Genomic DNA, 25,096 nt, shown 5'->3' with positions numbered 1-25,096 from the left:
CTCCGGACCTACCGCGTGATGTGGTGACTCATACCCCGGTGAACGTGGGCTGCATCAGCGTCAGCATGGCCATCGCCAAACTGATGAGCAGACACAGACTCAACACGATCATCGCACCAACCAGCAGCCAGCGGCCCATTCGTCGGCGAATGCGCGTCAATTTTGCGTTGTGGCATTCCTCGACATAACCAACGGCAACCATTGCGAAGGCGACGTCGATGTGTTCGTCCCCGACAGTGGCCGCGCCCGCCGCGATCTCCTGCAGGCGTCCGGGCTCGATCTGCACTCCGGCGACGGCGAATCGCCGACTCAGCCGGCGCGCCTGCGCCCGCGTGAGCGGGTGGTCGCACACGTGCACGTGGTGTCGCGGGGCTGCCACTTACGTCGTTCCTTCGATCCGGGCACCCGCCCGAATGCCGAAGGCGCCCAAGAGTGAAGTTACTCCGACGGGCGCCTTCGCACACTGCGACAGCAGGAATTTACAGACCCATGTCCTTGGCGATGATCATCTTCATGACCTCACTGGTGCCGCCGTAGATGCGGCCGACACGGTTGTCGGCGTACAGCCGGGCGATCGGGTACTCGTTGATGTAGCCGTAGCCGCCGTGCAGCTGCAGGCAGCGGTCGATCACGCGGGCCGCCGCGTCGGTGCAGAACAGCTTGGCCTTGGCAGCGTCGGCGGCGGACAGCTCGTCGAGGTCGTGGGCCTCCATGGCGCGGTCGACGACGGCTTCCATCGCGTCGACGTCGGCCTGACAGGCGGCGAGCTCGAACTTGGTGTTCTGGAACGAGGAGACCGGCTTGCCGAAAACCGTGCGGTCCTTGGTGTACTGCACCGCGAACCGGACGGCGGCCTTGGCCTGCGCGTAGGCGCTGACTGCGATGCCGAGCCGCTCGCGCGGCAGGTTCTGGCCGAGGTAGTTGAAGCCCTGGTTGGCCTCACCGAGGATGTCCTCGACCGGGACCTTGACGTCGGTGAAGTTCAACTCGGCGGTGTCCGAGCAGCGCAGGCCCAGCTTGTCGAGCTTGCGGCCGACCGAGTAGCCCTCCAGCTTGGTGTCGACCACCAGCAGCGAGATGCCGAAGCGACGGTCGTCTTCCTTGGGAGCGGAGGTACGAGCGCAGACGATCACGCGGTCGGCGTGCACGCCACCGGTGATGAAGGTCTTCGAGCCGTTGAGGACGTAGTGGGTGCCGTCCTCGGAAAGCTTTGCGGTGGTGCGCATTCCGGCCAGGTCGGAGCCGGTGCCCGGTTCGGTCATCGCGATCGCGAACATGATCTCGCCGCTGAGCATGCCGGGGAACCAGCGCTTCTTCTGCTCTTCATTGCCGATATCGCGGATGTAGGGCAGACACAGGCCGACGTGCACGCTGGAGCCACCGAACGACACCGCGGCACGCGCCAGTTCCTCGGTGAGGATCGCCTGGAACTTGTACGAGGTCAGGCCCTCGCCGCCGTACTCCTCCGGGATTTCCGCGCCGAAGATGCCGAGTTCGCCGAGCTTGTAGTAGAAGTCGCGCGGCACCAGGCCCTTCTCGAACCACTCGTCGTAGACCGGGCTCACCTCGGACTCAACGAAGGACCGGATCATCGACCGGTAATCCTCGTGCTCTTCGCTGTAGACCTCGCGTTTCACAGACATCTCCTCAAAAGTGGTGAACAGTGTTAGCTTGTTGCTGTCACAATAAGCTAACAACGTTCGCTAATTCAAGGGAGATGCAGATGGGTAGGCCCCGCGTACCACTGCTCAGCCGCGAACTCATCCGTGACACCGCACTGGAACTGATCGATCGCGACGGCCTCGCCGAGATGTCGATGCGCAAGCTGGCTGCCGAACTGGGCGTCCAGGCGTCGTCGCTGTACAAGCACTACCCCACCAAAGACGACGTGCTCGACGCCGTCGCGAGCCAGGTGGCGAGAGAAATCGACACGTCGGGGTTCGACCGCGGCGACGATTGGCAGGACGCGCTGGCGGCGTGGGCCCGCTCCCACCGCGCGGCCCTGGCCGCCCACCCGAATCTCGTGCCCTATCTGGCGACCGGGCCGGGCCGTCGCGACGTGGGTCTGCGGATCGCCGATGCCGTGCACGGTGGTCTGGTCGGCGCCGGCTGGCCGCCCCGCGAAGCCACGCTCATCGGCGCCGCGACCCGGTCACTGGTCCTCGGCTCGACCGTCGGCTCGTTCTCCCGCGGTTTCACCGACGACGTGCAGGTCTACCGGGACCGCTACCCGCACATGGGCCAGGCACACCTGCTGCGCGGCAAGGCCGGCTCGACCGCCACGCGGTCGAGCGGAGGGTGAAGACCGGCCGCTGGCTGCGGTGTTCGCCCGGTGTCTTCTTCGTCGACGACCGGCCGCTCACCGATGCGGCCCGGATCCGTATTGCCGTATGGGGTTACGGACCACAAGCGACCGCGAGCGGCCTGGCAGCCGCCTGGTGGCACGAGCTCTGCAAGTACTCACCAGACATCGTCGAAGTCACGGTGCCACGCAACAGCAACGGCCGAGGACGCACGGGGACCCGGGTACGGCGTCGAGACCTACATCCGGCCGACATCGTTGACCGCAATGGCATGCGAGTCACTGCGTTGCCACTGACAGTGGTCGAGGCTGCAGTGCGGCGCGGCGGTGGCGTGCGGCTGATGGACACTGCTCTGCAGCGTCACGTCGCATTGCAGCCGTTGTGGGACGCACATTTACGCAACAAAGGTCGCCATGGTTCGCCGGCATCGCGCCGACTCCTTGTGGCCGCTGCCGACGGAGCGCGATCCGCGGCCGAACGATTGTTGGTCCAGCTGTTGCGCGACAACAAGATCACCGGCTGGCAGGCCAACCATCCGGTCGCCGGATACAAGGTCGATGCCCTATTCCGCCGCGAACGAATCGCCATCGAGACCGATGGCTTCGCATTTCACAGCAGTGCGGCCGATTTTCAGAACGATCGTGAACGGCAGAACAAGATCGCGCTGGCCGGCTATCAGGTGCTGCGCTTCACCTGGCTCGACCTGCGCTACAAATCACGCCGAAATCACTTGTCTTGCGGCTTGGCGCCGCCGCTGAAGGGGTTCAGCCTCGACACCCCCGGGATGTTCGACAGCAGCCGGAACACCTCATTGCCGGTATTCACCAGCGCCTCGAGTTGCGGCAGCAGGGCGTCGAGCGTGCGGAACATGGGATCGGCCATGGCCATGAACCGCTCGGTGCGGTCGATCGTCGTGTTGAGCCGCTCGGTGGCCACCGCCAGGTTCTCGATGAGATCGGGCACCTGGGCGGCGAGTTGGACGGAGGCCGGCGGGATGCGCAAAGCACCGCTGGCCACCGCCTGCGTCATCTCGACGGCGGACTGGGCGGCATCAACCGCGGACTGGGCTGCGGCCTTCAGGTCGCTGGGCTTCGGAATCATTTGACCGGCCATACAGTTAACTGTGCCGCACCCAGGCCCGCCTGTCCCGTGATCGACACGGCTACACGTCGGTAACGCTGCTCACGATCAAGACGGCAGTACCAGGATCTTGACGTGCTCGTCGGGATTTCGCAGTGCGGTGAACGCATCTGCGATGCCGTCGAGCCCGGTACGTCCGGTGATCAGGGCCTCGGCGTCGATCTCGCCGGCGGCCAGTCGGGCCAGCACCTTCTCGTAGGCCTGCTCGTACGGGCCGTGCCCGAAGTTGATCGCGATCTGCCGCATCTGGGCCACCACCGGGATGATGGTCTCCTCGGCGAACGGCGAGGCCACCACCTGAATCCGCGAACCCCACGGCAGCGTGTGGGTCAGCGTGTTGAGCGTGCCGACACGTCCGCTGCATTCGTAGGCGATCAGCAGCCCGCCGCCGGTCTTGCCGCCGGCCAGCAATTCGTTGTAGACCTCGATCGGGTCCTGTTCGTTCGGGTCGACGACGATGTCGGCGCCCATCTTGGCGGCCAACTCACGCCGCTTCGGCGACGGTTCCGAGGCGATGACGAGGTGCGCCCCGGCGGCCTTGGCGGCCAGGATCGTGCCCAAACCGATCGAGCCGCAGCCGATCACGAGCGCGGTGTCCGCGGGCGTCAGGCCCGACTGCTGCATGTGCATCTCGCCGACGTGCAGCGGCTCGGCCAAGGAGGCATGTTCGAGCGACAAGCCGTCGGGCACGTGCCGGACCCAGAGGGCGTCGACGACGATGTACTCACCGAAGGCGCCGTGGTAGTCGTTCGAGTAGCCGATGATCGTCGGCATCCCGTTCTGTTCGGTGGTGATACCCAGCCCTGTGACCCGGTCGCCCTCAGCGAAATCCTCGACACCCGGCCCGGTTTCGATGACGGTGCCGGCCCACTCGTGGCCGAGCACGACCGGACGGGTGGCGTCGAAAACAGCGAACGGGAAGCCCGCGCCTGCGGCGACGGCCACGAACCGGCAGGGATCCTTGGACATGCTCAGGTCACTGCCACAGATGCCGCAGGCGGCCACCTTGATCCGCAGCTGGCCGGCACCGGTGGCCGGTGGTTCCGGCACGTCGGTCACGGTGAACTGGCCGTCGATGAACTGTGCTGCCCTCATGCGTGTGCTCCTGTCGAGATCGAGATCGTTGCGCCTGCCTGATCGGCGGCTCCGCCACCGGGCGCCGGAGTGGCGGGCAAATCGGTCGGCTGCCCGTAGTAGTCGGTGTACGCCTTGGTGATGGCGCCGACCAGGTTGCCGATCAGCACCTCTGAGTTGTCTTGTGCGAACTGCAGACTGGCCTGACGGGCGACGTTGCGACGGCGGAAGTGCGGGATGACCTCGGACGCGAACAACTCGTAGCTGCGCTTGGTGTTCTCCCAGTCGGCCAGGTCCACGTGCATGATCAGCAGGGTGCCGAAGCCGCCGGTCTTCTCGATCAGGCGATCGATCTGGGCGATGGCGTCCTCCGGCGTGCCGATGATCGCCTGGCCGAACTCACCGAGCGACTCATTGCGCCAGTAGTCGATGATGCCGGCCGGGGTCTGCGCCCAGTCGGGGTTGATGCCCTGCTGGCGGTTGACGTACTCGGCGATGGCGTGGATGCGGCGGCTGACGGCGCGCTCGGCTTCTTCCCGGGTCTCGGCGATGAACATCGGGTTGACCAGACGCCAGGTTTCGCGGTTGGCGACGTAGCCGTTTTCGGCCGAAACCTGTTCGTACACACCCCAGTTGCGGTCCAGCGACTCGTAGCCGGCCTGCGAGCTGGCGGCCAGCGACAGCAGCGACAGGCCGTGCTTACCGGCCAGCACCGAACCGTTGGGCGAGATGGTCGAAGCGGTGGCGACCTCGATGCCGGCCGGGTTGTAGGTCGGCAGCTGAGCGCGGGCGTCGCGCAGGGTGAACCAGTCGGTCTCCATGTTGACGACCTCACCGCGCAGCAGTGCGAGCACGGCCTCCAGGGCCTCACCCTGCATGCGGCGCTGGTTGGTGGTCGTGATGCCCATCATGTGCGCGTCGAGCGGGATCTTGCCGGGGCCGGTACCGACGATCAGCCGGCCGCGGGTCTGCAGGTCCAGCTGAGTGATGCGGTCCGCGGTGATCAGCGGGTGGTGGTACGGCAGCGACATCACACCGGTACCGAAGCGGATGCGCTCGGTGCGCTCGGCTGCGGCGGCGATGAACACATCGGGCGCCGGGACGATCTCGGCACCGGTCGAGTGGTGCTCCCCCATCCACGCCTCTTCGAAACCGAGGTGGTCCAGGTGGGTCATCAGGTCGATGTCGCGGCGCAACTGCAGCGCCGGGTCGGCATTGAGCGGATGGTACGGAGCGAGGAACGCCCCGAATTTCATGGACGTCGGGCTCCACTGGGCAGCGCTGCTCACGGTGGTCTCCTGGTTCTCGGTGAGGGATGTCTCGGCTTTCTCGGCCGACTGTAATCCGATCATTCGATTGGATCAAGTGATCCATAAATATCGGCCGCGCCGGGTACGGCTTTGCCCAGGTAGAGGTATGCGGGGCGGGCAGGAGGTCGCGAGCTATCCGCGAATTTTGGGTAGCTACTTCGCGTTCGGTGTCAGGAATTGAGCAGGCGCTCGGTGCCGCCGACGACAAACGTCACGAGGTCTTCGTAGAACGCTTCCAGCGCCGGGGCGGAGAGCTTGGCCCGGTCCCATTCGTCGGCCCGGCTCAGGCCCTGTACGAAGCCCATGATCGACACCGCCCAGCGCGCCTCCAGCCGGTCCTCGGCCGCGTTCGGGAAGGTCCGGCGGACCTGCGCCAGCAGGGCGACGCGCAGCTTGGGCTCGATGGTTTCGTCGGCCGGACCGGCCTGGGTGATCTGCGCCATGATCTTGATCCAGCGCATCCCGCGGGTGCGTTGGCGACGCAGCAGATCGAGATAGGGCGCGGTGACGGCGCGGACCAACGCGTCGGGCGACGGCGCGGCCGAATCCGCTGCCAGCACATCGACATTCGCCTGGATGGCCGAGCCCACCGCGGCGCCGAGGTCCAGCACCACCGCGCGCAGCAGTTCGTCCTTGGAACCGAAGTGGTAGTGCACCGACGCGGCGCCGAGGCCGGCCGCGGCGTTGACCGAACGCACCGAGACGGCGTCCACGCCCAGCTCGGCGAACAGCTTCTCGGCCGTCTTCACCAACTTGGCGCGGGTGGCATTGCCCTGGCGGTTCTGCGATGTGCCCGACACGTCGAAAAGCATGTCACAGCGTTGCGCCGCCGCCACTGAACGCGTTTCGTGTCTCGAGGATCAGCAGCGCCACATGCAGTGAGGTCGCCGACTCACCGTCGGCGAGATCGACGCCCAGAATCTGCTCGATACGGTTCAACTTCGCATAGAGCGACGGCCGACTCAGATGCAGGCGCGACGCCAGCGCCGACTTGTTGCCGCCGAGTTCCAGGTATCCGCGCAGCACGTCCAGCAGACCGGCACCGGACTCGATGTCGTGCAGGATCAGCGCGCGCAACTCCCCTTCGGCGAACCGCTGCAGCCGCGGGTCCGTCCGCAGCATCGACAGCAAGCCACGCAGCCTGATGTCCGCGACCCGAAAGCAGACCCGCTGCGAGGCAGGCAAAGACAGCGCGGCCTCGGCGACGTGCGCGGCGTCGGTGATGCGGTGAATGGCATCGATCAACCCCGGCGCCGGCGTGCCGACGCCGAGCACCAGGCCATGGGCGTCGACGGCACGTTCGGCATCCCGGCGCAACGCCCGCCCCAGCGGTTCCAGCGCGCTACCCGGGCGCATGTTCAGCGACAACACCATGGCGATCTCGCCGGGCCCGCGCAACGAGAACAATCCGGTGTGCCCCAACGCTTTCACCGACCGGGTCACGACGTCGAGCAGGCGGGCACTGCGCCGCTGCTCTGAAACGGGATCGGCGTCTGAACCATCCTTCGGTGCCCATCCCGAGATCCGCAAGGTCGCGGGCAGGTATTGCGCCGCCGGACGCAGACCCAGCGCGAACGCGCGTGCGGTCGCTTCGTCCTCGAACCGGATGCGTTCGCGTGCAACGTCTTCCAGCAACCCGGCCTGCGCCTGATGTTCGATGTCCGTGCGACCGCGCTCTGCCATGCGGTGCAGCACCAGCGCCTGGGAGGCCCGCTCCAGCACCATGGTGAACCTGGCCGCCACGTCGCCGGAAGGACTGAGCGCGATCAGGCGGCCCCACGCGTCGTCGCCGCGACCCACCTCGCTGATCACCCAGTCGTCGGTCCGCTCGGCCCCGGTCTCGTGCTGGCGGGATCGACGTTGCCAGTCCCGCAACACATCCGAGGTCGGATGTCCCGCAGTCACCACCGCCATCGCCTGGTGGGTGAGGTCCTCGAGCACGACGGGCGCACCGAGCAGATTCGCCGCCGCCTCGGCGATCCCGGCCGGCGTGGCCCGGCGCAAGCTCAAATCGGTGAACACCTCGTGCGTCTGCCGTGCGAAATCGACCTCCTGGTACTGATCGGCGACGATCACCCGGTGCACCTGTTCGGTCACCTCGACGAACTTGATCACCCGGCGCACCGCCACCAGGGCCAGTCCCAGTTCCTCGGCGATGGCCCCGACATTGACCGGCAGCGGCACGGCGCCGGCACCCAGTTCGACGACGACGCCGACGGCGTGTGCCGCCGCGACAGACCGCAGATAGTCCAGCGGCGCTGCCCGCAGCGCGGCGCCGGTCGTCAGCACCAGTTCGCCACCCTGCAGGACGTCCGACAGGTCCGGCACGTCGCTGACGTGGACCCAGCGGATCGGGCGGTCGAATCCGTGCGCACAGAGAATCTCGGGTTCGCCCTGCTGGATGACCGGCAGGGCGACGATCTCGGCGACGGTCGGCATTTACAAAGTGTAAATCTAGGGACGCAACTTGATACAGATTGACGGCCATTTCGGTGCTTGCCGCGGGGCAAGCTGAGTGCACACCCCGCACCGACCAGGAAGGCCACCCTCGACGATGACCACCACGCAGACCATCTCGCACTGGATCAACAACGACATCTTCGCCGGATCCTCGGGACAGTCGGCACCGGTCACCAACCCGGCCACCGGCGAGGTCACCGGTCAGGTCGCACTGGCCAGCGTCGAGGACGCGCAGACCGTCATCAACGCGGCCGTCGCCGCCTTCCCCGCCTGGCGCGACACCTCGATCACCAAGCGCGTGCAGACCCTGTTCACCTTCCGCGAGCTGCTCAACGCCCGCCGCGAAGAGCTGGCCGCGATCATCACCGCCGAACACGGCAAGGTGCTCTCCGACGCCATGGGCGAGGTCGCCCGCGGCATCGAGGTCGTCGAATTCGCCTGCGGCATCCCGCATCTGCTCAAGGGCGGCTATTCGGAGAACGCCTCCACCAACGTCGACGTCTACAACATCCGGCAGGCCCTCGGCCCCGTCGCCATCATCGCGCCGTTCAACTTCCCGGCCATGGTCCCGATGTGGTTCTTCCCCATCGCCATCGCCGCCGGCAACACCGTCGTCGTCAAGCCGTCGGAGAAGGACCCGTCCTCGTCGCTGTGGATGGCCGAACTGTGGAAGGAAGCCGGCCTGCCCGACGGCGTCTTCAACGTCCTGCAGGGCGACAAGACCGCCGTCGACGAGCTGCTGACCAACCCCGCCATCAAGGCCGTCTCGTTCGTCGGCTCCACCCCGATCGCGCAGTACGTCTACCGGACCGCCACCGCCTCAGGCAAGCGCGTCCAGGCCCTGGGCGGCGCCAAGAACCACGCCGTGATCCTGCCCGACGCCGACCTCGACCTCGCCGCCGACAACATGATCAACGCGGGCTTCGGCTCGGCCGGTGAGCGCTGCATGGCCGTCTCCGCGTGTGTGGCCGTCGGCCCGATCGCCGACGACCTGGTCGCCAAGATCGTCGAGCGTGCCCTCACCCTCAAGACCGGTGACGGCACCAAGGACTCGGACATGGGGCCGCTGATCACCAAGGTGCACCGCGACAAGGTGGCGTCCTACATCGACGCCGGTGAGGCCGAGGGCGCCAAGGTCGTGCTGGATGGTCGGAACGTGGTCGCCGACGGTGGCGAGAACGGCTTCTGGCTCGGCCCGACCCTGCTGGACAACGTGACCCCCGAGATGAGCGTCTACACCGACGAGATCTTCGGTCCCGTCCTGTCGGTCGTCCGCGTCGAGACCTACGACGAGGCCCTGCAACTGATCAACAACAACCCCTACGGCAACGGCACCGCGATCTTCACCAACGACGGTGGCGCGGCCCGCCGGTTCCAGAACGAGGTCGAGGTCGGCATGGTCGGCATCAACGTGCCGATCCCGGTTCCCATGGCGTTCTACAGCTTTGGTGGCTGGAAGGCCTCGCTGTTCGGCGACAGCCACGCCTACGGCCCCGAGGGCGTGCAGTTCTTCACCCGCGCCAAGGCCATCACCCAGCGCTGGCTCGACCCCAGCCACGGCGGCATCAACCTGGGCTTCCCGGAAAACAACTGATCGCACAACCCAGTCCGGGGCGCGGGGCCCATCGTCCCCTTAGGGCCCCGCGCACTGCCCCTTCCGCCCGCCACTTGTCACCAGAGGACCTGACATGACCCTCGCCGCAGACCACGTCCTGCCCGCCGGCCACACCATCGACTCCATGCGCGCCGAAGCCGCGCGCGCCTACGAGCTGGATCGCGCCCACGTCTTCCACTCGTGGTCGGCCCAGGCAGCGCTCAACCCGATGACCATCACCGCGGCCGAAGGCAGCTACTTCTGGGACGGCGACGGCAACCGGCTGCTCGATTTCTCCTCTCAGCTGGTCAACACCAACATCGGCCACCAGCACCCGAAAGTCGTTGCGGCGATTCAGGAACAGGCCGCCACGCTGTGCACCATCGCGCCACAGCATGCCAACGCCGCGCGTTCCGAGGCCGCCCGGCTGATCGCCGAGCTGACCCCCGGCGACCTGAACCACATCTTCTTCACCAACGGCGGCGCCGACGCCAACGAGCACGCCGTGCGCATGGCCCGGCTGCACACCGGCAAGCACAAGGTGCTCGCCCGGTACCGCTCCTACCACGGTGGCACCGACCTGGCGATCAACCTGACCGGCGACCCGCGGCGGTTCGCCAACGATCGCGGAGCGGCCGGCGTCGTGCACTTCAACGGGCCGTTCCTGTACCGCTCGGTGTTCCACGCCGAAACCGAGGAGCAGGAATCCGCGCGGGCCCTGGACGAGCTGCAGCGCGTGATCGAACTCGAAGGCGCGTCGACCATCGCCGCGATCATCCTGGAGTCCATCCCGGGGACCGCCGGCATCATGGTGCCACCGCCCGGCTACCTGGCGGGCGTGCGCGCACTGTGTGACAAGTACGGCATCATGATGATCGCCGACGAGGTCATGTCCGGCTTCGGCCGGTCCGGAAAGTGGTTCGCCATCAACCACTTTGACGTCGTTCCCGATCTGCTGACCTTCGCCAAGGGCGTCAACTCCGGTTACGTGCCGCTCGGCGGCGTCGCGATCAGCGACGCCATCAACCAGACCTTCGCCGAGCGCGCCTACCCCGGTGGCCTGACCTATTCGGGGCACCCGTTGGCCGCCGCGGCCGTGGTCGCGACCATCAACGCCATGCGTGACGAAGGCATCGTCGAGAACGCTGCCCGCCTGGGTGCGGAGATCATCGGACCTGCCCTGCGGGACTTCGCGCAGCGGCACCCCAGCGTCGGCGAGGTGCGTGGCGCGGGCGTGTTCTGGGCCGTCGAACTGGTCAAGGACCAGGCATCGCGGGAACCGTTGGCGCCCTACGGCGGCACCAGCGACGCGATGAACGCGGTCGTCGCCTTCTGCAAGGAGAACGGCCTGATGCCGTTCACCAACTTCAACCGCATCCACGTGGTGCCGCCGTGCAACGCCGGCGACGACGAGGTCCGCACCGGGCTCGCAATCCTGGACCGCGCCCTCGACGTGGCGGACCGGTACGCCGGTTAGAGGTACTGTCGGCCGGTGCGGATAGCCCTGTTCGCGACCTGCCTCGCCGACGCCATGTTTCCGGCTGCCGCCATCGCCACGGTGCGGCTCCTGGAACGCCTCGGCCACCAGGTGGCGTTTCCCGCCGGGCAGACCTGCTGCGGGCAGATGCACGTCAACACCGGCTACCTGCGCGAGGCCGTGCCCCTGGTGCGCAACCACGTCGACGTGTTCAGCGGCTTCGATGCCGTCGTGGCGCCCTCGGGATCGTGTGTCGGGTCGGCGCGCCACCAGCATGCGATGGTGGCCCGGCGTGCCGGCGACACCGACCTGGCCACCCGGGCCGAATCGGTTGCGGCACACACCTTTGAGCTATCCGAGTTCCTGATCGACGTGCTCGGGGTCGACGATGTCGGCGCCTACTATCCGCACCGCGTCACCTACCACCCGACGTGCCATTCACTGCGGATGCTCGGTGTCGGCGACAAGCCACTGCGCCTGCTGCGCAACGTCCGGGGCCTGACCCTGGTCGAGCTGCCCCAGGCCGAATCCTGTTGCGGCTTCGGCGGCACCTTCGCCTTGAAGAACGCCGACGTGTCCACCGCGATGCTTGCCGACAAGATGTCGAACATCGCGACGACGGGCGCCGACGTCTGCACCGCCGGCGACTCGTCGTGCCTCATGCATATCGGGGGTGGCCTGAGCCGCGCCGGCAGCGACGTCCGCACCGTGCATCTGGCCGAAATCCTGGCGGCCACACCATGACCGCGGTGTTTCTCGGGCAGCCCGGCGTGGGCAATCTGCGCGGCGAGCAGAGTTTTCCGCAGGCCGCCCGCACCGCACTGGCGGATTCGCAACTACGTCACAATCTGGGCCATGCCACCGCGACCATCCGCGCCAAACGTCTTGCCGCCGTTGCCGAGTGCGATGACTGGGAACAGCTGCGGGCGGCCGGCAGCGCCCTGAAGCAGGACGTGCTGGCGCGGCTGCCGGAACTGCTGGAGGAACTCGAAGCCAATGTCACGGCACGCGGCGGCACCGTGCACTGGGCCCGCGACGGGCTCGAGGCCAATCGCATTGTCGCCGACCTGATCCGGGCCACCGGCAGCGACGAGGTCGTCAAGGTCAAGTCGATGGCCACGCAGGAGATCGGGCTCAACGAATACCTGGAAGACCAGGGCATCACACCGATCGAAACCGACCTGGCCGAGCTGATCGTCCAACTCGGACATGACAAACCGAGCCACATCCTGGTGCCGGCCATCCACCGCAACCGTGCGGAGATCCGGGCGATCTTCGAACGCGAGATGCCCGGCGCCGGTGAGCTCACCGACGAGCCCCGGGTGCTGGCGATGGCCGCGCGGGCACATCTGCGGCGAAAGTTCTTGTCCGCCAAGGTGGCCGTCAGCGGCGCCAACTTCGGGGTCGCCGAGACCGGGACGCTGGCCGTCGTCGAGTCCGAGGGCAACGGCCGGATGTGCCTGACGCTGCCGGAAACCCTGATCACGGTGATGGGCATCGAGAAGGTGATCCCGCGGTTCACCGATCTCGAAGTGTTCATGCAGCTGCTGCCCCGGTCGTCGACCGCGGAACGGATGAACCCGTACACCTCGATGTGGACCGGCGTGCATCCCGGCGACGGCCCCCAGCAGTTCCACCTGGTGCTGCTCGACAACGGCCGGACCCGGGTGCTCGCCGATGAGGTGGGACGCGCTGCGCTGCACTGCATTCGGTGCAGCGCCTGCCTGAATGTCTGTCCTGTCTACGAACGCACGGGCGGGCACGCATACGGCTCGGTGTACCCGGGACCCATCGGGGCGATCCTGAGTCCGCAGCTGACGGGGACCACCGGTCACGACGATCCGAACGCCAGCCTGCCCTACGCCTCCACGCTGTGCGGCGCCTGTTACGAGGCCTGCCCCGTACTCATCGACATCCCGTCGATCCTGGTGCATCTGCGTGCGGTGCAGGTGGATCAGGAAAGAGGAGGGCGCGGTGTCCTGCCCTCCGGACAGGATCTGGCGATGAAGGCGGCAGGCTGGGCCATGGGATCCGCATCGCGGTTCGAGTTGGCGGAGAAGGCCCTCGGCGCGGGGCGGCTCATTGCCGGCAAGGACCACCGCATCCGCAGGCTGCCCTGGCCGGCGTCGAAATGGACTGGCAGTCGCGACATTCCGGAACCACCGGCGGAGACGTTCCGGCAGTGGTGGGCCCGCAACCGGGGCGGCGACCAATGAGCAACGCACGGGCGGTGGTGCTCGGACGCATCCGCGCAGCACTCGGGACCGACACCCCGGCCGCCGTGCCGGTGCCACGCGACTACGACCGGCAGCCGTCGACCGGCAGCGGTGACGTCGAGCGGTTCGCCGAGACGGTGGCCGACTACCGGGCGCAGGTGCATCGCGTCCGGCCGGACGAGGTGGCGACGACGATCGGCGCGCTGGTCTCCGGAACCGCCGCGATCCCCGCGGACCTGCCACCGGACTGGGTGAGCGGCATCCGCACCGTCGTCGACGACCCACCTGTCGGCCTCGACGTGCTGGACAGCGTCGATGCGGTGGTGACCGGCTGCGCCCTCGGGATCGCAGCCACCGGCACCATCGTGCTGGATGCCGGTGCGGCACAGGGCCGTCGCGCGCTCACGCTGGTACCCGACCATCACATCTGCGTCATCCGGGCCGACCAGATCGTCGATACCGTGCCGCAGGCCTTCGCGGCCCTGGACCCGTCGCGTCCACTGACGTTCATCTCCGGGCCGAGCGCGACGAGCGATATCGAACTGCAGCGCGTCGAAGGCGTACACGGTCCGCGCACCCTCGACGTGGTGATCGTCGGAGCCGGCCGGTAAGAATGGTTGATTGTGACCGACATTGCACCGTTTCAGATCGCCGTGCCCGACGAGGTGCTGGACGACCTGCGCCACCGGCTGGCCAACACCCGCTGGCCGGAAGCCGAGTGCGTCGACGACTGGAGCCAGGGCATCCCGCTGAGCTACACCCGCGAGCTGGCCGACTACTGGGCCAATGGCTACGACTGGCGGGCCCGTGAGGCCGCGCTCAATCGGTTCGACCAGTACGTCACCGAAATCGACGGCTTGGACATCCATTTCATTCATCAACGGTCCCCGCACGCCGACGCCCTGCCGCTGATCATCACGCACGGCTGGCCCGGCTCGATCGCCGAATTCCAGAAGATCATCGAACCGCTGACGAATCCGACGGCGCACGGCGGCCGCGCCGAGGACGCCTTCCACGTGGTGTGTCCCTCGCTGCCCGGTTACGGGTTCTCCGGCAAGCCAGCTACCACCGGCTGGGACGTCGAACGGACCGCGCGCGCGTGGGAAGAACTGATGGTGCGCCTCGGCTACACCCGGTACGGTGCCCAGGGCGGCGACTGGGGTGCCGCGGTGACCACTCAGATCGGGCGAAACGTCGGACACTGCATCGCGATTCACACCAACATGCCGATGGGTCGTCCCGCGGCCGGCACCACGGAGTTCACCGCCGAGGAGCAAGCCGCGCTCGCGGCGCTGAAGCACTACCAGGACCAGGACTCGGGGTACGCTAAGCAGCAGTCCACCCGTCCACAGACCATCGGCTACGGCTTGGTCGACTCACCGGTGGGGCAATTGGCGTGGATCGTGGAGAAGTTCTGGTCCTGGACCGACCACGACGGCAACGTGGAGAGCGCGCTGAGCCGCGACGAGATGCTCGACGACGTGATGATCTACTGGGCCACCGCCACCGCGGCGTCGTCAGCCCGGATGTACTGGGAAAGCTTCCGCGTCTTCGGCGGCGGCACGAAAGTGGAGCTGCCCACCGGCATCGCGTCGTTCCCGAAAGAGATTCTGCGGGCACCGCGGTCCTGGTGCGAGACCGGGTACAACGTCACCCACTGGACCACCATGGCGCGCGGCGGTCACTTCGCCGCCTTCGAGCAGCCCGAGCTTTTCGTCGACGACGTGCGGGCGTTCTTCGCGACGGTGCGCTGAGTCACGCTGCCCGGAAGCGTCGATATCCCCCGTAGATCACCAACGCGACAAAAAAGTTCACGAAGTAGGCGACGTCGGCGCCATGCCACGCGACGGCGACGGGTCCTTGCAGCAGCGTGGTGTTCATGAACGGGATCGCGGCACCGTAGGCCACGACGAACGCGACCAAGGCGGCGACCGCGTCGCGCCGCGGCGTCGTCTCCGCGGCCGGGTCCACGGTCTGCCGGCCACGGCTGCGGCGGCGCCAGTCGATGATCACGATGGCCGCGAAGGCCGGAATCCAGTAGCTGATCAGCAGCAGCACATTGGTGAATCGCGTTGCGGTGTCGCCGGTGTGGAGCCACAGGATGAGCCCGAACGCCAGCGCCGTCACCACCAGTGACGAGATCGGGCGCCGCACCCGCACGCCCAGCGTCTGCAGGGCCAGGGATCCGCTGTAGTCGTTCATCACACCCGAGCCGACCGACGCCAGGGCGATGATGAGCAGCGCGACAGCCCCCAGCGCTCCCCCGCCCATCACCGACCGCACACCCTCGGCGGTCTGGTCGGTGATCAGGCTCCCCGCGGCGATGCCGATGGTCTCGACGAAGACGTACGCGGCAGCCAGTCCCGCGAAGCTGAATCCGAACACCTTGCGCGGCGCGGAGTCCACGGGCAGGTAGCGACTGAAGTCGGCGGCATAGCTGGCCCAGGACACCGCGAGGCTCAGCGCGATGGTCAAGGCCAGCACGAAGGCCCCGGTCAGGTCCGCGCCGTGCGCGGTCGGCGGCGTCACGACCTGATGCCCACCAACGAGTTTGACGGCGAACACCACGAACGTCGCGAACAGCACCACGGTGAGCACGGCCTGCAGCCGGTGGATCAACTCGTAACCGATGAAGCCGACCGCGCCCTGCACGCCCAGCACGATCAGCACCGCCGCCCAGAATGGGATACCCAGCAGCACCGCCAGCGCCTCACCGCCGAACAGGCCGACCAGCGCGTCCCACGCCACCGACGAGAGCCATTGCAGGACAGCCGGAACCGCGATCAGACCACCGAAAGCCATGCGCGCGCCGGGCAATTGCGCAGTACCGGTGCGCGGGCCGAGCGTGGACAGGTAGCCGACCACCAGTGAGCCGAGGACCGTGCCGACGATCATCGCCAGCAGCGCCAGCCAGAACCCGAGGCCCAGTGCACCGATCATCGCGCCGGTGAAGACACACGTCATGTTGATCTGCGGGGCGAACCAGACCGTGAACAGCCGGCCCGGGGTGCCGTACCGGCGGTCTGCCGGAACCGGCGCGATGCCATGGGTTTCCACCGACATGTCCCCGGCGCGGCTGGGGGTATGGCCGGTGAACGGTGCGGCGTTGAGCGCTGTGGCCGGTGGCGTCATGCCCCTATTCGACCACGAGCGCCGGTTCCCGATGGCCAGCCTCGGCTGCGGGTCGAGCCCCGGCGCGCGCGGCGCCGATACCGGCCAGCACGACGAGTGCGATTCCGGCGAGGGCGGGCAGCCCCGGCACCTGGTGCAGGATGAGCAGCCCCAGCATCATGGCGAACGCGGGCTCGAGGCTCATCAGCGTGCCGAACGCTGCCGCGGTGAGGCGGCGCAGGGCCAGCATCTCCAAGGTGAACGGGATCGCCGGCAGCAGGATGGCCAGGCCCAGACCGGCCAGCAGCAGGTGCGGCGTCAGGTGCCCGATGACCGACGGACCGGCCACCATGGTGACCACCAGCCCGGCGACCGGCATGGACACCGCAAGACCGGTGATGCCGGTGACCTCGTCGCCCACGCGCTGGGTCAGCAGGATGTAGGCGGCCAGGCAGACCGCCGAAGCGAGCGCGGCCAGCACGCCCACCGGGTCGACGGCAGCCGCCCACGGTTCGGTCAGCAGCACGACGCCGGTGCCGGCCATCGCCGGGAACAGCCACCGCCCGCGTCCACGCCCCTTCATCACCGCAATAACAAGGGGGCCAAGGTATTCCAGGGCACTGGCCGTGCCGAGTGGGATACGGGACACCGCCACCATGAACAGCAGGGTGAATCCGGCGGTGGTGATTCCCAGCAGGACGCAGGACACGAACGCCGATCGGGTGAACGACGCCGGCCGCGGCCGGACGAACAGCAGCATCAACACGCCGGCCCAGGCCAGGCGGAGCCAGGCCACACCGGCCGGGCCGATACCGTCCATCAGCTTTACCGCGAGAGCAGCACCCAGCTGCACCGACATCATGGACGCGACGGTCATGAGAGCGCCATTGCGCGCCGCTGCGGTGGTCATCGTTGTATTGAACGGGAGCCAGAACGTTCATGTCCACGTGATAATCGTGGACATATCGTTCGGGAATCTTGAACGGAACTGAAGCTACAGCTCGCGCCTGATCCGGTCGGGGAACCGGCTGTGGCCGAAGTCGATCTGCGCACCCGGGTTACTGACCGCCGTGGTCAGGCCGGTGCCGAACGGCCCGGCACTGTCGTACAGCGTGGTGGTGCCGACCGCGATGCCGTCGGCCGCCCAGTGCGAATCAGCCTCGGCGCCCACCCAGGAGTCCCGCGGCAGCCGGGACAACGCCACGGTGAGGTCGCCGTTGATGTATCCGACGCCGGCGGTGCCCAGATTGGTCACCAGGCTGGTGCCCTCGGCCGCCATCGCGGCCCGCACGAACGGAGTGTTGACCTGTCCCTCGATGACGTCGATGGACCGGTTGACGTAGCGCTTGCGACTGGTGTTCTGGTGCTCGGCGATGGCCCGCGTCCAGCCGACGGCGTCACTGTTCATGTAGGGCGGCAGGTCGTCATCGATCACGGCGGGCGGCTCGAAATCGGTTGCGCGGAACCATTCCTCACCGGGCGGCGCCGCGGCGAGCCGATACTGCACGAGCGTGGCCCGGGCGACGGTGACACCGTCCTGCACCACATCACACTCGGAATTGCGCACCCGGCGCCCGTCCCGAACCAACTTCACCTCGGTCGTGGTCGGCACCCCGCGGGCGGCCCGGAACAGGTCGACGGTGAGCCGGGCCGGCAGGAAGTCAGGCAAGCCGAACGCGGCCTCCAGCGCATGGGCAGCCAGGCCGACCACGGCCGGGCCGTTCAGGTGGTCTTCACCCCACAGGCTTTGGGCGAATCGGGTCGGCTGAACCCGATCGGCGTCGATCGGGGTGAAGTGCGCAGGACGTGCGGTCATTTTCGGATCGTCGCACATTGGCTAAATATTCATAACTTCGGGCCACATCAGGCAGAACCGTCCAGATTCCCTGGACAATGGGCAGATGGACACCCGTCGGCTGCGCCTCTTGCTGGCCTTGTCGCGCCTCGGGTCGATGCGGGCCGTCGCCGAGAACCTCAATCTGACGACGTCGACGGTGTCGCAACAGATCGCCGCCCTGGCCAAGGAAACCGGCACGCAACTGATCGAACCGGAGGGCCGCCGCGTCAGGCTGACCCCGGCCGGACAGCGCCTGGCCGACCATGCGGTGACCATCCTGGCGGCCGTCGACGCGGCGCGCCTGGACCTCGATTCCGGCGCCGAACCCGTCGGCACCTTGCGCATCGGCGGATTCGCGACCGGCATCCGCGTCTCGCTGCTGCCGATCCTGGCCGAGCTGACCCGCGAGCATCCCGGAATCGACGTCGCGATAAGCGAATACGAGCCCATCGAGGCGTTCGCGTTGCTGACCAACGACGACCTGGACCTGGCCCTGACCTACGACTACAACCTGGCCCCGGCCTCGCCCAGTCCGCTGCTGGAAGGCTTTGCGCTGTGGTCGATTCCGTGGGGCCTGGGGCTGCGGGCCGACGAGGCGAACGGCCCCGCCGAACTGTCCGAATACGCGGACCGGACCTGGATCGTCAACTCCCGCAACACCGCTGACGAGGACGCAGTCCGCACCCTGGGTGCGCTGAGCGGATTCACCCCGCGCATCGCCCACCAGATCGACAGCCTCGAGCTGGTCGAGGACCTGATCGTCGCCGGCTACGGCGTCGGGCTGCTGCCGCTGGAGCGGCCCACCAGCGCGGGCATCAAGGTCGTCCCGTTGGCCGGGCCGACGGTGATCCACACCGCCTATGCCGTCACCCGCAAGGGCCGCACCAATTGGCCGCCGCTGCGGGCCGTGCTCGACCGGTTGCGACCGGGCGACGGGCCGGTGCCGCTGCCGACCTGGCCTCGTCCCGAGGCGGTCGGCACCGAATGACACTGACCGAGATCTGGGAGGCTACCGGCGTGAAACTGATCAGGGCCGTACTGGTCGCGGCACTGCTGGCCGGGCCCGCGCTGCCCACCGCGCGGGCCGAATGTACTGCCGCCTGCGACGCCCAGCAACGCGTCGCGGCAGCAGACGCCTACCTGTCGACCCGGCCGGGCACCGTCGGCTACGTGCTGCGCGACCGCAAAACCGGTGCGGTGTACCGCAATTCGCACGCCGGGGACATGGTCTGGACGGCCTCGACCATCAAGCTCGGCATCGTGGTGGACCTGTTCGCCCGGCAGAGCGCCGGCCTGCTGCGGCTCACCGACAACGACATCGCCCTCATGGGCAAGATGCTGCACACGTCCGACAACGATGCCGCCGATACCCTGTGGACCCGGTACGGCGGACCGGACCACACCATCTTCAACAACGACTTCCCGCATTTCGGCATGACCCGGGTACAACCGCAACGCGGATTCGGAGACATGTTCCCCTACTGGGGTTTTCAGAAGTCGACCACCGACGACCTGGACCAGATGGTCAACTACATGCTGACCCGGCTGCGGCCCAACGAAACCGCGTGGATCGTGAGCGCCATGCAGAACGTCGACCCCATTCAGCAGTGGGGTGTCTGGGGCGCCGGCCCGAACATGGCGCCCGGCAACAAAGACGGCTGGTCCGACGAGCAGGGCGGCTGGGTGACCAACACCGTCGGATTCGCCGGGCCGGGACAACGTTTCACCCTGGCTGTCATGAATGCGCTGAACGGCGCCGGCGGCAACGTCGATGGCCAGGCGACCACCACGCGCCTAAGCCAGATATTGCTGGCCGGTCGGCAGTAGATTGGCGCCATGACTCACGGCGAGAACTACCCCGCGTCAGGCACTTACGGCGCACCCACCCCGGTGCATCCCGGCGACCTGCTGCCCCGCTTCTTCGCGCGGCTCATCGACGGGATCATCGTCGGCGTGCTGGCCTTCTTCGGCGCCTTCTCGATCGGCTCGATGTCCGACATCATGGTCACCGGTCTGTTCTCCGGGCTGGGGATGTTCCTCTACTTCGTGCTGTTCGAGGTCACGGTGGGCGCCACACCCGGCAAGATGCTGCTGGGCCTCAGCGTGCGTGGGCCCAACGGCATGCCGAAGCCCGACGTCAAGCAGTCGGCGATCCGGAACTCGTTCACCCTGCTGACCATCATCCCGTGGGTCGGCGGGCTGCTGGCGTTCATCGCGTACATCTTCATCGCCGTCACCATCAGCTCCAGCCCGTGCAAGCAGGGCCGGCACGACGAACTGGCCGGCGGTACCCAGGTCGTCAAGAAGTAAGCGATTTGTGCACGAAAAWMCGCGGTCGGCGCGGATTTTCGTGCACAAATCCCGCACCGGCTAGCCGTGAACCAGTGAAAAGCCTTCCCAGGCCTGACGCTGCTCGGCACGGGGATCGAATTCGACACGGGTCTTGCGGTCGAATACCAGCACGGCGCGGTCGTCGGCGTCGTACCGCGGCCAGCCCTCGCCGGGGACACCCGTCCGCGCGAATGCTCGCCAGCGGTTCTGCACGTCATTGCTGATCCGCAGCGCGGACTTACGGTCCATGGCAGCGGTCAGCACCGAACCCAACGGTGTCCGGTACACGTCGAAGACCGCCAGCAGTTCGGTGGCGTGCGTGGCACCCAGACCCGTCCAATGCAGCGCGGGCGGGGCGTAGTCGTACCGGTACGCATACGTGGGTGCGTGGCGCATGTGCGCGCCGGCGATCTCCCACGATGCCGTGCCGAATGCGAAGTCGCCGCCGAGTTTGATGCACGCGTCGGCCGACTGCGGGTAACCGGGATAGGCCGCGGTGATCCGGGCGCGCTGCTCCGCCGGGACGTGCGCCAGAATCCGTTCGATCGTCGCCTCAGTGGTGGGCAGCAGCTGCATGAACTTGGTGAACAGGCGGCCCTCGTCGGCATTGCTGCCCACGATCAGCGGCACCTGGTGCGCCCGCCCCTCGCGCATCGCGATCAGCGGATCCTCCGGCAGGAACTCGGTGCCGCATGCCGGTCCGGCCGGAAAGGCTCCCGGCATGTCGACCACGGCGCCGTGGATCACGCGGTCCAGCGCGGCCATCAGCTCGGCGGGTTTGGCCGACATCAGCGCGGCGGCGCCGTCGCGGCTGCCCGCCCCCAACTGTTCGGCGAACTGCTTGGCGAACTGGGCGGCCGCGTCCGGAGTACGCACCATGCCGCTGGCCGGGCTCTCCGCAATCGCTTGGTGGAAAAGGCCTTTCGCCTGCGGTACGGCCAGCAGGGTCGCCACCGCGTGGGCTCCGGCGCTCTCTCCGAAGATGGTCACGTTGCCCGGGTCGCCGCCGAACACAGCGATGTTGGCGCGCACCCACTTCAGCGCCGCGACCAGATCGCGCAGGAACAGGTTGTCGTCAAGAGGCTGGTCGGGTGTCGACAGCGCCGACACATCGAAGCACCCAAGCGCGCCGAGCCGGTAGTTGGCGGAGACGAAGATGCAGCCGCGGCGGGCCAGTGCGGCCCCGTCGTAGATCGGGGTGGCCGAGCTGCCCAGGATGTAGCCGCCACCGTGGATGAAGAACATCACGGGCAGCGGCTCGCCGGTGTGCTGCTCGGGCGTCACCACATTGAGGGTCAGACAGTCCTCACCCGTGGGTTGGTACTTGCCCACGCTGAGCATGGTGAACTTGCGTTCCTGCGGCGCACAGTAGGTGAAGCCATGGCAGTAGCGCACACCGCGCCAAGGCTGCACGGGTTGCGGCGCCCGATAACGCCACGGCCCCACCGGTGGCCGGGCGTAGGGCACGGAACGCCAGCGGTGCACACCGTCGCGCGTGAAGCCCTCGATGGTTCCGCTGTCGATGGTCACGCGGACGGTACGTTCGTGCATAAATGGACACTATCGAAAATCTGTAATCATCGGGGTGCCTGAGCCGCGTGTTGCGCCAGTGCCGGTTACCCTGACGGGCATGCGACTTCCGGTGGCCCTCGCGGCATGTGCCCTGGTTGCGGGTTGTTCCGCCGGGTCAGACCAGCACGGACAGCCCGGCGTGGCGATCTCGGAGCCGTCGCTGTCCGCCGCCGCCCCGTCCAGCCGTCCCGCAGCTCCGACCCCGAAGGCCGCACCCACCACGCCGCCGCCCGCGGGCGCGCCCGTCGCCGACGTCATCGCCTGGGTGGAGGCCGGCACCCCGGCCGACCCGGCCGGATTCCATACCGCCACGCGCGAGGGCACCCCCACGAACTTGGGTACCGACATCGCGTTCACCACCGCATCGGGTGCGAACTGCATGACCGACAAGGACTTCAACGGCACGCTGGCGTGCCTGACGCATCTGACCTCCCCGCCGCCACAGCCGGCCGACACCTACGGCCACTGGGTGGGTGGCTGGGTCGATTTCGAAGGTCCGACCGCGGAAGTCGGTTCGGTGCACGGTGATCCGGGCCGCTTCTCCGCCGGCACCGGAGCCAAACTGAAAGACGGCCAGAGCCTGCGGTTCGGCGACTACCTGTGCCGTGCCGACGCGACCGGGCCCGTGTGCGTCAACTACGCGCGCCGCACGGCGATCCGGTTCAGCAACGCCGGCATCCAGACCTTCGGTTGCCTGACGCCGGTCCTCCCGGCGCCGGAAGGCGTCGGCCTGAAGTTCGCCTGCACGACCGCCTGATCCGGGGCCGCGCGGTCAATTCGCCGCGGCGACGGTCGTTGTCGGCTCGTGGACGACGGGGCCGGGTTCCGGCGCGTACAGGGCGTCGATCTGCGGGGCGTACTTCTCGGCGATGGGGCGCCGTTTGAGCTTCATGGTCAGCGTGATCTCGTCTCCCCCGGGCTCCCAGAAGGCCGGCAACACGGAGAACCGCTTGATCTGCTCGACCCGCGACAACTCCGTATTGCCTTGGGCCACACCGGCACCGATCTGCGCGATCAGTTCAGGGTCGGCTGCCAGCGCTTCGGGCGACGCGTCGGCAAGCCCACGGTGGGCGGCATACGGACCCGCGGACTCCGCATCGAGCACGATCAGCGCCGTGTTGTACGGGCGGGCATCGCCGATGGCCATGACGACGCCGATCAGTGGGCAGGCAGCCTTGATGGCTTTCTCGATGTTGGCCGGCGACATGTTCTTGCCGGCCGCGTTGATGATCAGTTCCTTCTTCCGGTCGACGATGGTCAGATACCCCTCGCCGTCCAGGTGGCCGACGTCGCCCGTGTGCAGCCAGCCGTCGGCGTCGATGGCCTCGGCCGTCTTCGCCGGTTCCTTGCGGTAGCCCTTCATCACGATGGGCCCGCGGACCAGGAGCTCGCCGTCGTCGGCGATCGTGCATTCGAGTCCGGACAGGGGTTTGCCCACGGCGCCGAGCTTGGCATCACGCGGATGACTCACCGTCGCAACGCAACTCAGCTCCGACATACCCCACAGTTCGGTCACGGGGATACCGATGCCGACGAAGAAGCCGAGGGTCTGCGTGGGAATCGGGGCCGCGCCCGAAACAGCCCACCGGACCTGATCCAGGCCCAGACGTTCGCGAAGCTTCGACAGCACCAGCTCGTCGGCCGTGGCCCACTCCGCGGCCACGTCGTCCGGTACCGGTTGGTGGGCGAGCAGCGCGGCGGCCTTCTTGGCGCCAACCGACAGCGCCCACTGCAGCGCCGCCCGCTTCATCTCGTCCGGTTCGCCCTCTACCGCGAATTCGACTGCGGCCTTGAGCTTTTCCCATACCCTCGGCACCGCACCCCAGACCGTCGGCCGAACCTCCGGCAGCGCCGCGGCGATGGCTCGCACATCGGCGACGGTCGTCACCTGGGTGCCGAACACCTCCTGGAAGTACACACTCATCAAGCGGTCGGCAATGTGCGCAGTCGGCAGGTAGGACGTGACGCAGTCACCGAACTGAATGCCGAGCACCTCATCGACCGCGAACGACTCGAACAAGATGTTGGTGTGCGTCATCTCCACGCCCTTGGGCTTGCCGGTGGTGCCCGAGGTGTAGATCAGCGTGACGATGTCGTCGGGTTGCACGGCGCGCCAGGTGGCGTCGAAGTCGAAGTCGGCGGGCGCGGCTGCCAGCAGGTCGTCGACGCTCAGGGCTCCGTCAGCGGTGCCGTCGATACAGACGATGTGCTCGATGGCTGCACCACTGGCGCGGATCCGATCGACGTATTGCGCCTCGCACAGCACGACTTTGGTGCCGGCATTGCCGAAGACGTGCGCCAGATCGCCTGCCGGCAGGGTGTTGTACACCGAGAACGACGTGGCGCCGACATGTTGCGCACCGACTTCCAGCGGATAGAACGCCACCCGGTTGCTCATCATCAGCGACACGGTGTCGCCGCGGGTCACGCCGAGACCGCTCAGCCCTGCCGCCACGGCGCGCACCTGATCGGAGTACTGCGCCCAGGTCAGGGTCGGCCCGCCGCCTGCGGTGCGCAACGCGACCGCATCGGGATCGACGGCCGCGCTCAGTTGAAAGGCTTCACACAAAGTGGTCGGACGCTGCGCTGCGGACATGCGGGGCCCTCCTCGTTCGGCCCCATGATCGAAGCACAAACTCGTGGTGCACCTGGGGTGGTTGGCGAATCCGAT

At 67.6% G+C, this 25,096-nt stretch carries 23 protein-coding genes and 1 pseudogene; 12 read left to right on the top strand and 12 right to left on the bottom strand.

Annotation, left to right across the window (positions count from 1 at the left end):
• Nucleotides 1-28 precede the first annotated feature (28 nt).
• Together AC1U2B_RS21825 and AC1U2B_RS21820 are read right to left on the bottom strand one after the other, a co-directional pair.
• Entirely contained in the window at nt 29-379 is a 351-nt protein-coding gene (locus AC1U2B_RS21825; protein WP_260938784.1) for a hypothetical protein, read from the bottom strand.
• 100 nt (nt 380-479) lie between these two features.
• Complete coding sequence (locus AC1U2B_RS21820) at nt 480-1,637, bottom strand: acyl-CoA dehydrogenase family protein (protein ID WP_043396283.1); 1,158 nt, start codon at nt 1,635-1,637, stop codon at nt 480-482.
• A gap of 86 nt (nt 1,638-1,723) precedes the next feature.
• On the opposite strand from AC1U2B_RS21820, the gene AC1U2B_RS21815 reads away from it, so the two are divergent.
• Nucleotides 1,724-2,302 (top strand): TetR/AcrR family transcriptional regulator, encoded by a 579-nt coding sequence (locus AC1U2B_RS21815; protein ID WP_480218418.1) that lies wholly within the window; start codon nt 1,724-1,726, stop codon nt 2,300-2,302.
• A pseudogene (locus tag AC1U2B_RS21810) lies at nt 2,257-3,009 on the top strand (DUF559 domain-containing protein); the annotation flags it as partial. The gene AC1U2B_RS21815 and the pseudogene AC1U2B_RS21810, both read left to right, overlap by 46 nt.
• A 20-nt stretch (nt 3,010-3,029) precedes the next feature.
• Here AC1U2B_RS21810 and AC1U2B_RS21805 read toward each other — a convergent pair.
• The 5 genes from AC1U2B_RS21805 to AC1U2B_RS21785 form a co-directional block, all read right to left on the bottom strand.
• Nucleotides 3,030-3,416, bottom strand: a complete 387-nt coding sequence (locus AC1U2B_RS21805; protein WP_043396291.1) for a hypothetical protein — start codon at nt 3,414-3,416, stop codon at nt 3,030-3,032.
• A 75-nt stretch (nt 3,417-3,491) separates the two neighbouring features.
• Nucleotides 3,492-4,538 carry an alcohol dehydrogenase catalytic domain-containing protein gene (locus AC1U2B_RS21800; protein ID WP_480218417.1) on the bottom strand — a complete coding sequence of 349 codons (1,047 nt, stop codon included), beginning with the start codon at nt 4,536-4,538 and terminating at the stop codon, nt 3,492-3,494.
• A complete protein-coding gene (locus tag AC1U2B_RS21795; protein ID WP_231575591.1) occupies nt 4,535-5,806 on the bottom strand; it encodes an LLM class flavin-dependent oxidoreductase in 1,272 nt (423 codons plus the stop codon). Before AC1U2B_RS21795 ends, AC1U2B_RS21800 begins: the two co-directional genes overlap by 4 nt.
• Before the next feature lie 191 nt (nt 5,807-5,997).
• Nucleotides 5,998-6,627: a TetR/AcrR family transcriptional regulator gene (locus AC1U2B_RS21790; RefSeq protein ID WP_480218416.1), complete on the bottom strand. Its 630-nt coding sequence runs from the start codon at nt 6,625-6,627 to the stop codon at nt 5,998-6,000.
• Between the two features lie 13 nt (nt 6,628-6,640).
• A complete protein-coding gene (locus AC1U2B_RS21785) occupies nt 6,641-8,266 on the bottom strand; it encodes a PucR family transcriptional regulator (RefSeq protein WP_480218415.1) in 1,626 nt (541 codons plus the stop codon).
• Between the two features lie 115 nt (nt 8,267-8,381).
• Here AC1U2B_RS21785 and AC1U2B_RS21780 point away from each other — a divergent pair, with 115 nt between their 5' ends.
• The 6 genes from AC1U2B_RS21780 to AC1U2B_RS21755 all read left to right on the top strand — a co-directional run bounded on the left by AC1U2B_RS21780 (nt 8,382) and on the right by AC1U2B_RS21755 (nt 15,328).
• Nucleotides 8,382-9,881, top strand: coding sequence for a CoA-acylating methylmalonate-semialdehyde dehydrogenase (locus tag AC1U2B_RS21780; RefSeq protein ID WP_480218414.1), 1,500 nt, complete (start codon nt 8,382-8,384; stop codon nt 9,879-9,881).
• Between the two features lie 94 nt (nt 9,882-9,975).
• Nucleotides 9,976-11,358, top strand: coding sequence for an aspartate aminotransferase family protein (locus AC1U2B_RS21775; RefSeq protein WP_480218413.1), 1,383 nt, complete (start codon nt 9,976-9,978; stop codon nt 11,356-11,358).
• A 15-nt stretch (nt 11,359-11,373) separates the two neighbouring features.
• Nucleotides 11,374-12,102 carry a (Fe-S)-binding protein gene (locus AC1U2B_RS21770; protein WP_480218412.1) on the top strand — a complete coding sequence of 243 codons (729 nt, stop codon included), beginning with the start codon at nt 11,374-11,376 and terminating at the stop codon, nt 12,100-12,102.
• On the top strand, nt 12,099-13,574 hold the full coding sequence (locus AC1U2B_RS21765; RefSeq protein WP_480218411.1) for a LutB/LldF family L-lactate oxidation iron-sulfur protein: 1,476 nt from the start codon (nt 12,099-12,101) through the stop codon (nt 13,572-13,574). Before AC1U2B_RS21770 ends, AC1U2B_RS21765 begins: the two co-directional genes overlap by 4 nt.
• Complete coding sequence (locus tag AC1U2B_RS21760) at nt 13,571-14,185, top strand: LutC/YkgG family protein (protein WP_480218410.1); 615 nt, start codon at nt 13,571-13,573, stop codon at nt 14,183-14,185. Before AC1U2B_RS21765 ends, AC1U2B_RS21760 begins: the two co-directional genes overlap by 4 nt.
• Before the next feature lie 21 nt (nt 14,186-14,206).
• Entirely contained in the window at nt 14,207-15,328 is a 1,122-nt protein-coding gene (locus tag AC1U2B_RS21755; protein WP_480218598.1) for an epoxide hydrolase family protein, read from the top strand.
• 1 nt (nt 15,329) lies between these two features.
• Here the strand turns inward: AC1U2B_RS21755 and AC1U2B_RS21750 are convergent, their stop codons facing one another.
• The 3 genes from AC1U2B_RS21750 to AC1U2B_RS21740 all read right to left on the bottom strand — a co-directional run bounded on the left by AC1U2B_RS21750 (nt 15,330) and on the right by AC1U2B_RS21740 (nt 18,501).
• The gene (locus AC1U2B_RS21750; RefSeq protein ID WP_480218409.1) at nt 15,330-16,706 is read right to left on the bottom strand and encodes a purine-cytosine permease family protein; all 1,377 of its coding nucleotides are present in this window, start codon (nt 16,704-16,706) and stop codon (nt 15,330-15,332) included.
• A 4-nt stretch (nt 16,707-16,710) separates the two neighbouring features.
• Nucleotides 16,711-17,595 carry an EamA family transporter gene (locus AC1U2B_RS21745; protein WP_043396317.1) on the bottom strand — a complete coding sequence of 295 codons (885 nt, stop codon included), beginning with the start codon at nt 17,593-17,595 and terminating at the stop codon, nt 16,711-16,713.
• An 84-nt stretch (nt 17,596-17,679) separates the two neighbouring features.
• Nucleotides 17,680-18,501 carry an acyl-CoA thioesterase domain-containing protein gene (locus tag AC1U2B_RS21740; protein WP_480218408.1) on the bottom strand — a complete coding sequence of 274 codons (822 nt, stop codon included), beginning with the start codon at nt 18,499-18,501 and terminating at the stop codon, nt 17,680-17,682.
• An 85-nt stretch (nt 18,502-18,586) separates the two neighbouring features.
• Between AC1U2B_RS21740 and AC1U2B_RS21735 the strand changes: the two genes are divergently transcribed.
• From AC1U2B_RS21735 to AC1U2B_RS21725, 3 genes are read left to right on the top strand one after another with little or no spacing between them, the layout of a single operon-like run.
• Nucleotides 18,587-19,510, top strand: a complete 924-nt coding sequence (locus AC1U2B_RS21735; protein WP_133763210.1) for a LysR family transcriptional regulator — start codon at nt 18,587-18,589, stop codon at nt 19,508-19,510.
• Nucleotides 19,511-19,539: 29 nt separating this feature from the next.
• Complete coding sequence (locus AC1U2B_RS21730) at nt 19,540-20,349, top strand: serine hydrolase (protein ID WP_480218407.1); 810 nt, start codon at nt 19,540-19,542, stop codon at nt 20,347-20,349.
• Between the two features lie 9 nt (nt 20,350-20,358).
• Nucleotides 20,359-20,832 carry an RDD family protein gene (locus tag AC1U2B_RS21725; protein ID WP_480218406.1) on the top strand — a complete coding sequence of 158 codons (474 nt, stop codon included), beginning with the start codon at nt 20,359-20,361 and terminating at the stop codon, nt 20,830-20,832.
• Between the two features lie 60 nt (nt 20,833-20,892).
• On the opposite strand, the gene AC1U2B_RS21720 is transcribed toward AC1U2B_RS21725, so the two are convergent.
• Nucleotides 20,893-22,404, bottom strand: coding sequence for a carboxylesterase/lipase family protein (locus tag AC1U2B_RS21720; protein WP_480218405.1), 1,512 nt, complete (start codon nt 22,402-22,404; stop codon nt 20,893-20,895).
• Nucleotides 22,405-22,483: 79 nt separating this feature from the next.
• Between AC1U2B_RS21720 and AC1U2B_RS21715 the strand changes: the two genes are divergently transcribed.
• Nucleotides 22,484-23,182, top strand: a complete 699-nt coding sequence (locus AC1U2B_RS21715; protein ID WP_480218404.1) for a hypothetical protein — start codon at nt 22,484-22,486, stop codon at nt 23,180-23,182.
• 15 nt (nt 23,183-23,197) lie between these two features.
• Here the strand turns inward: AC1U2B_RS21715 and fadD11 are convergent, their stop codons facing one another.
• Complete coding sequence (fadD11, locus tag AC1U2B_RS21710; protein ID WP_480218403.1) at nt 23,198-25,021, bottom strand: fatty acid--CoA ligase FadD11; 1,824 nt, start codon at nt 25,019-25,021, stop codon at nt 23,198-23,200.
• Nucleotides 25,022-25,096: the final 75 nt, after the last annotated feature.

Source organism: Mycolicibacterium sp. P4_G11, from assembly GCF_056555145.1.
This window is presented reverse-complemented; position numbering and strand designations above follow the sequence as displayed.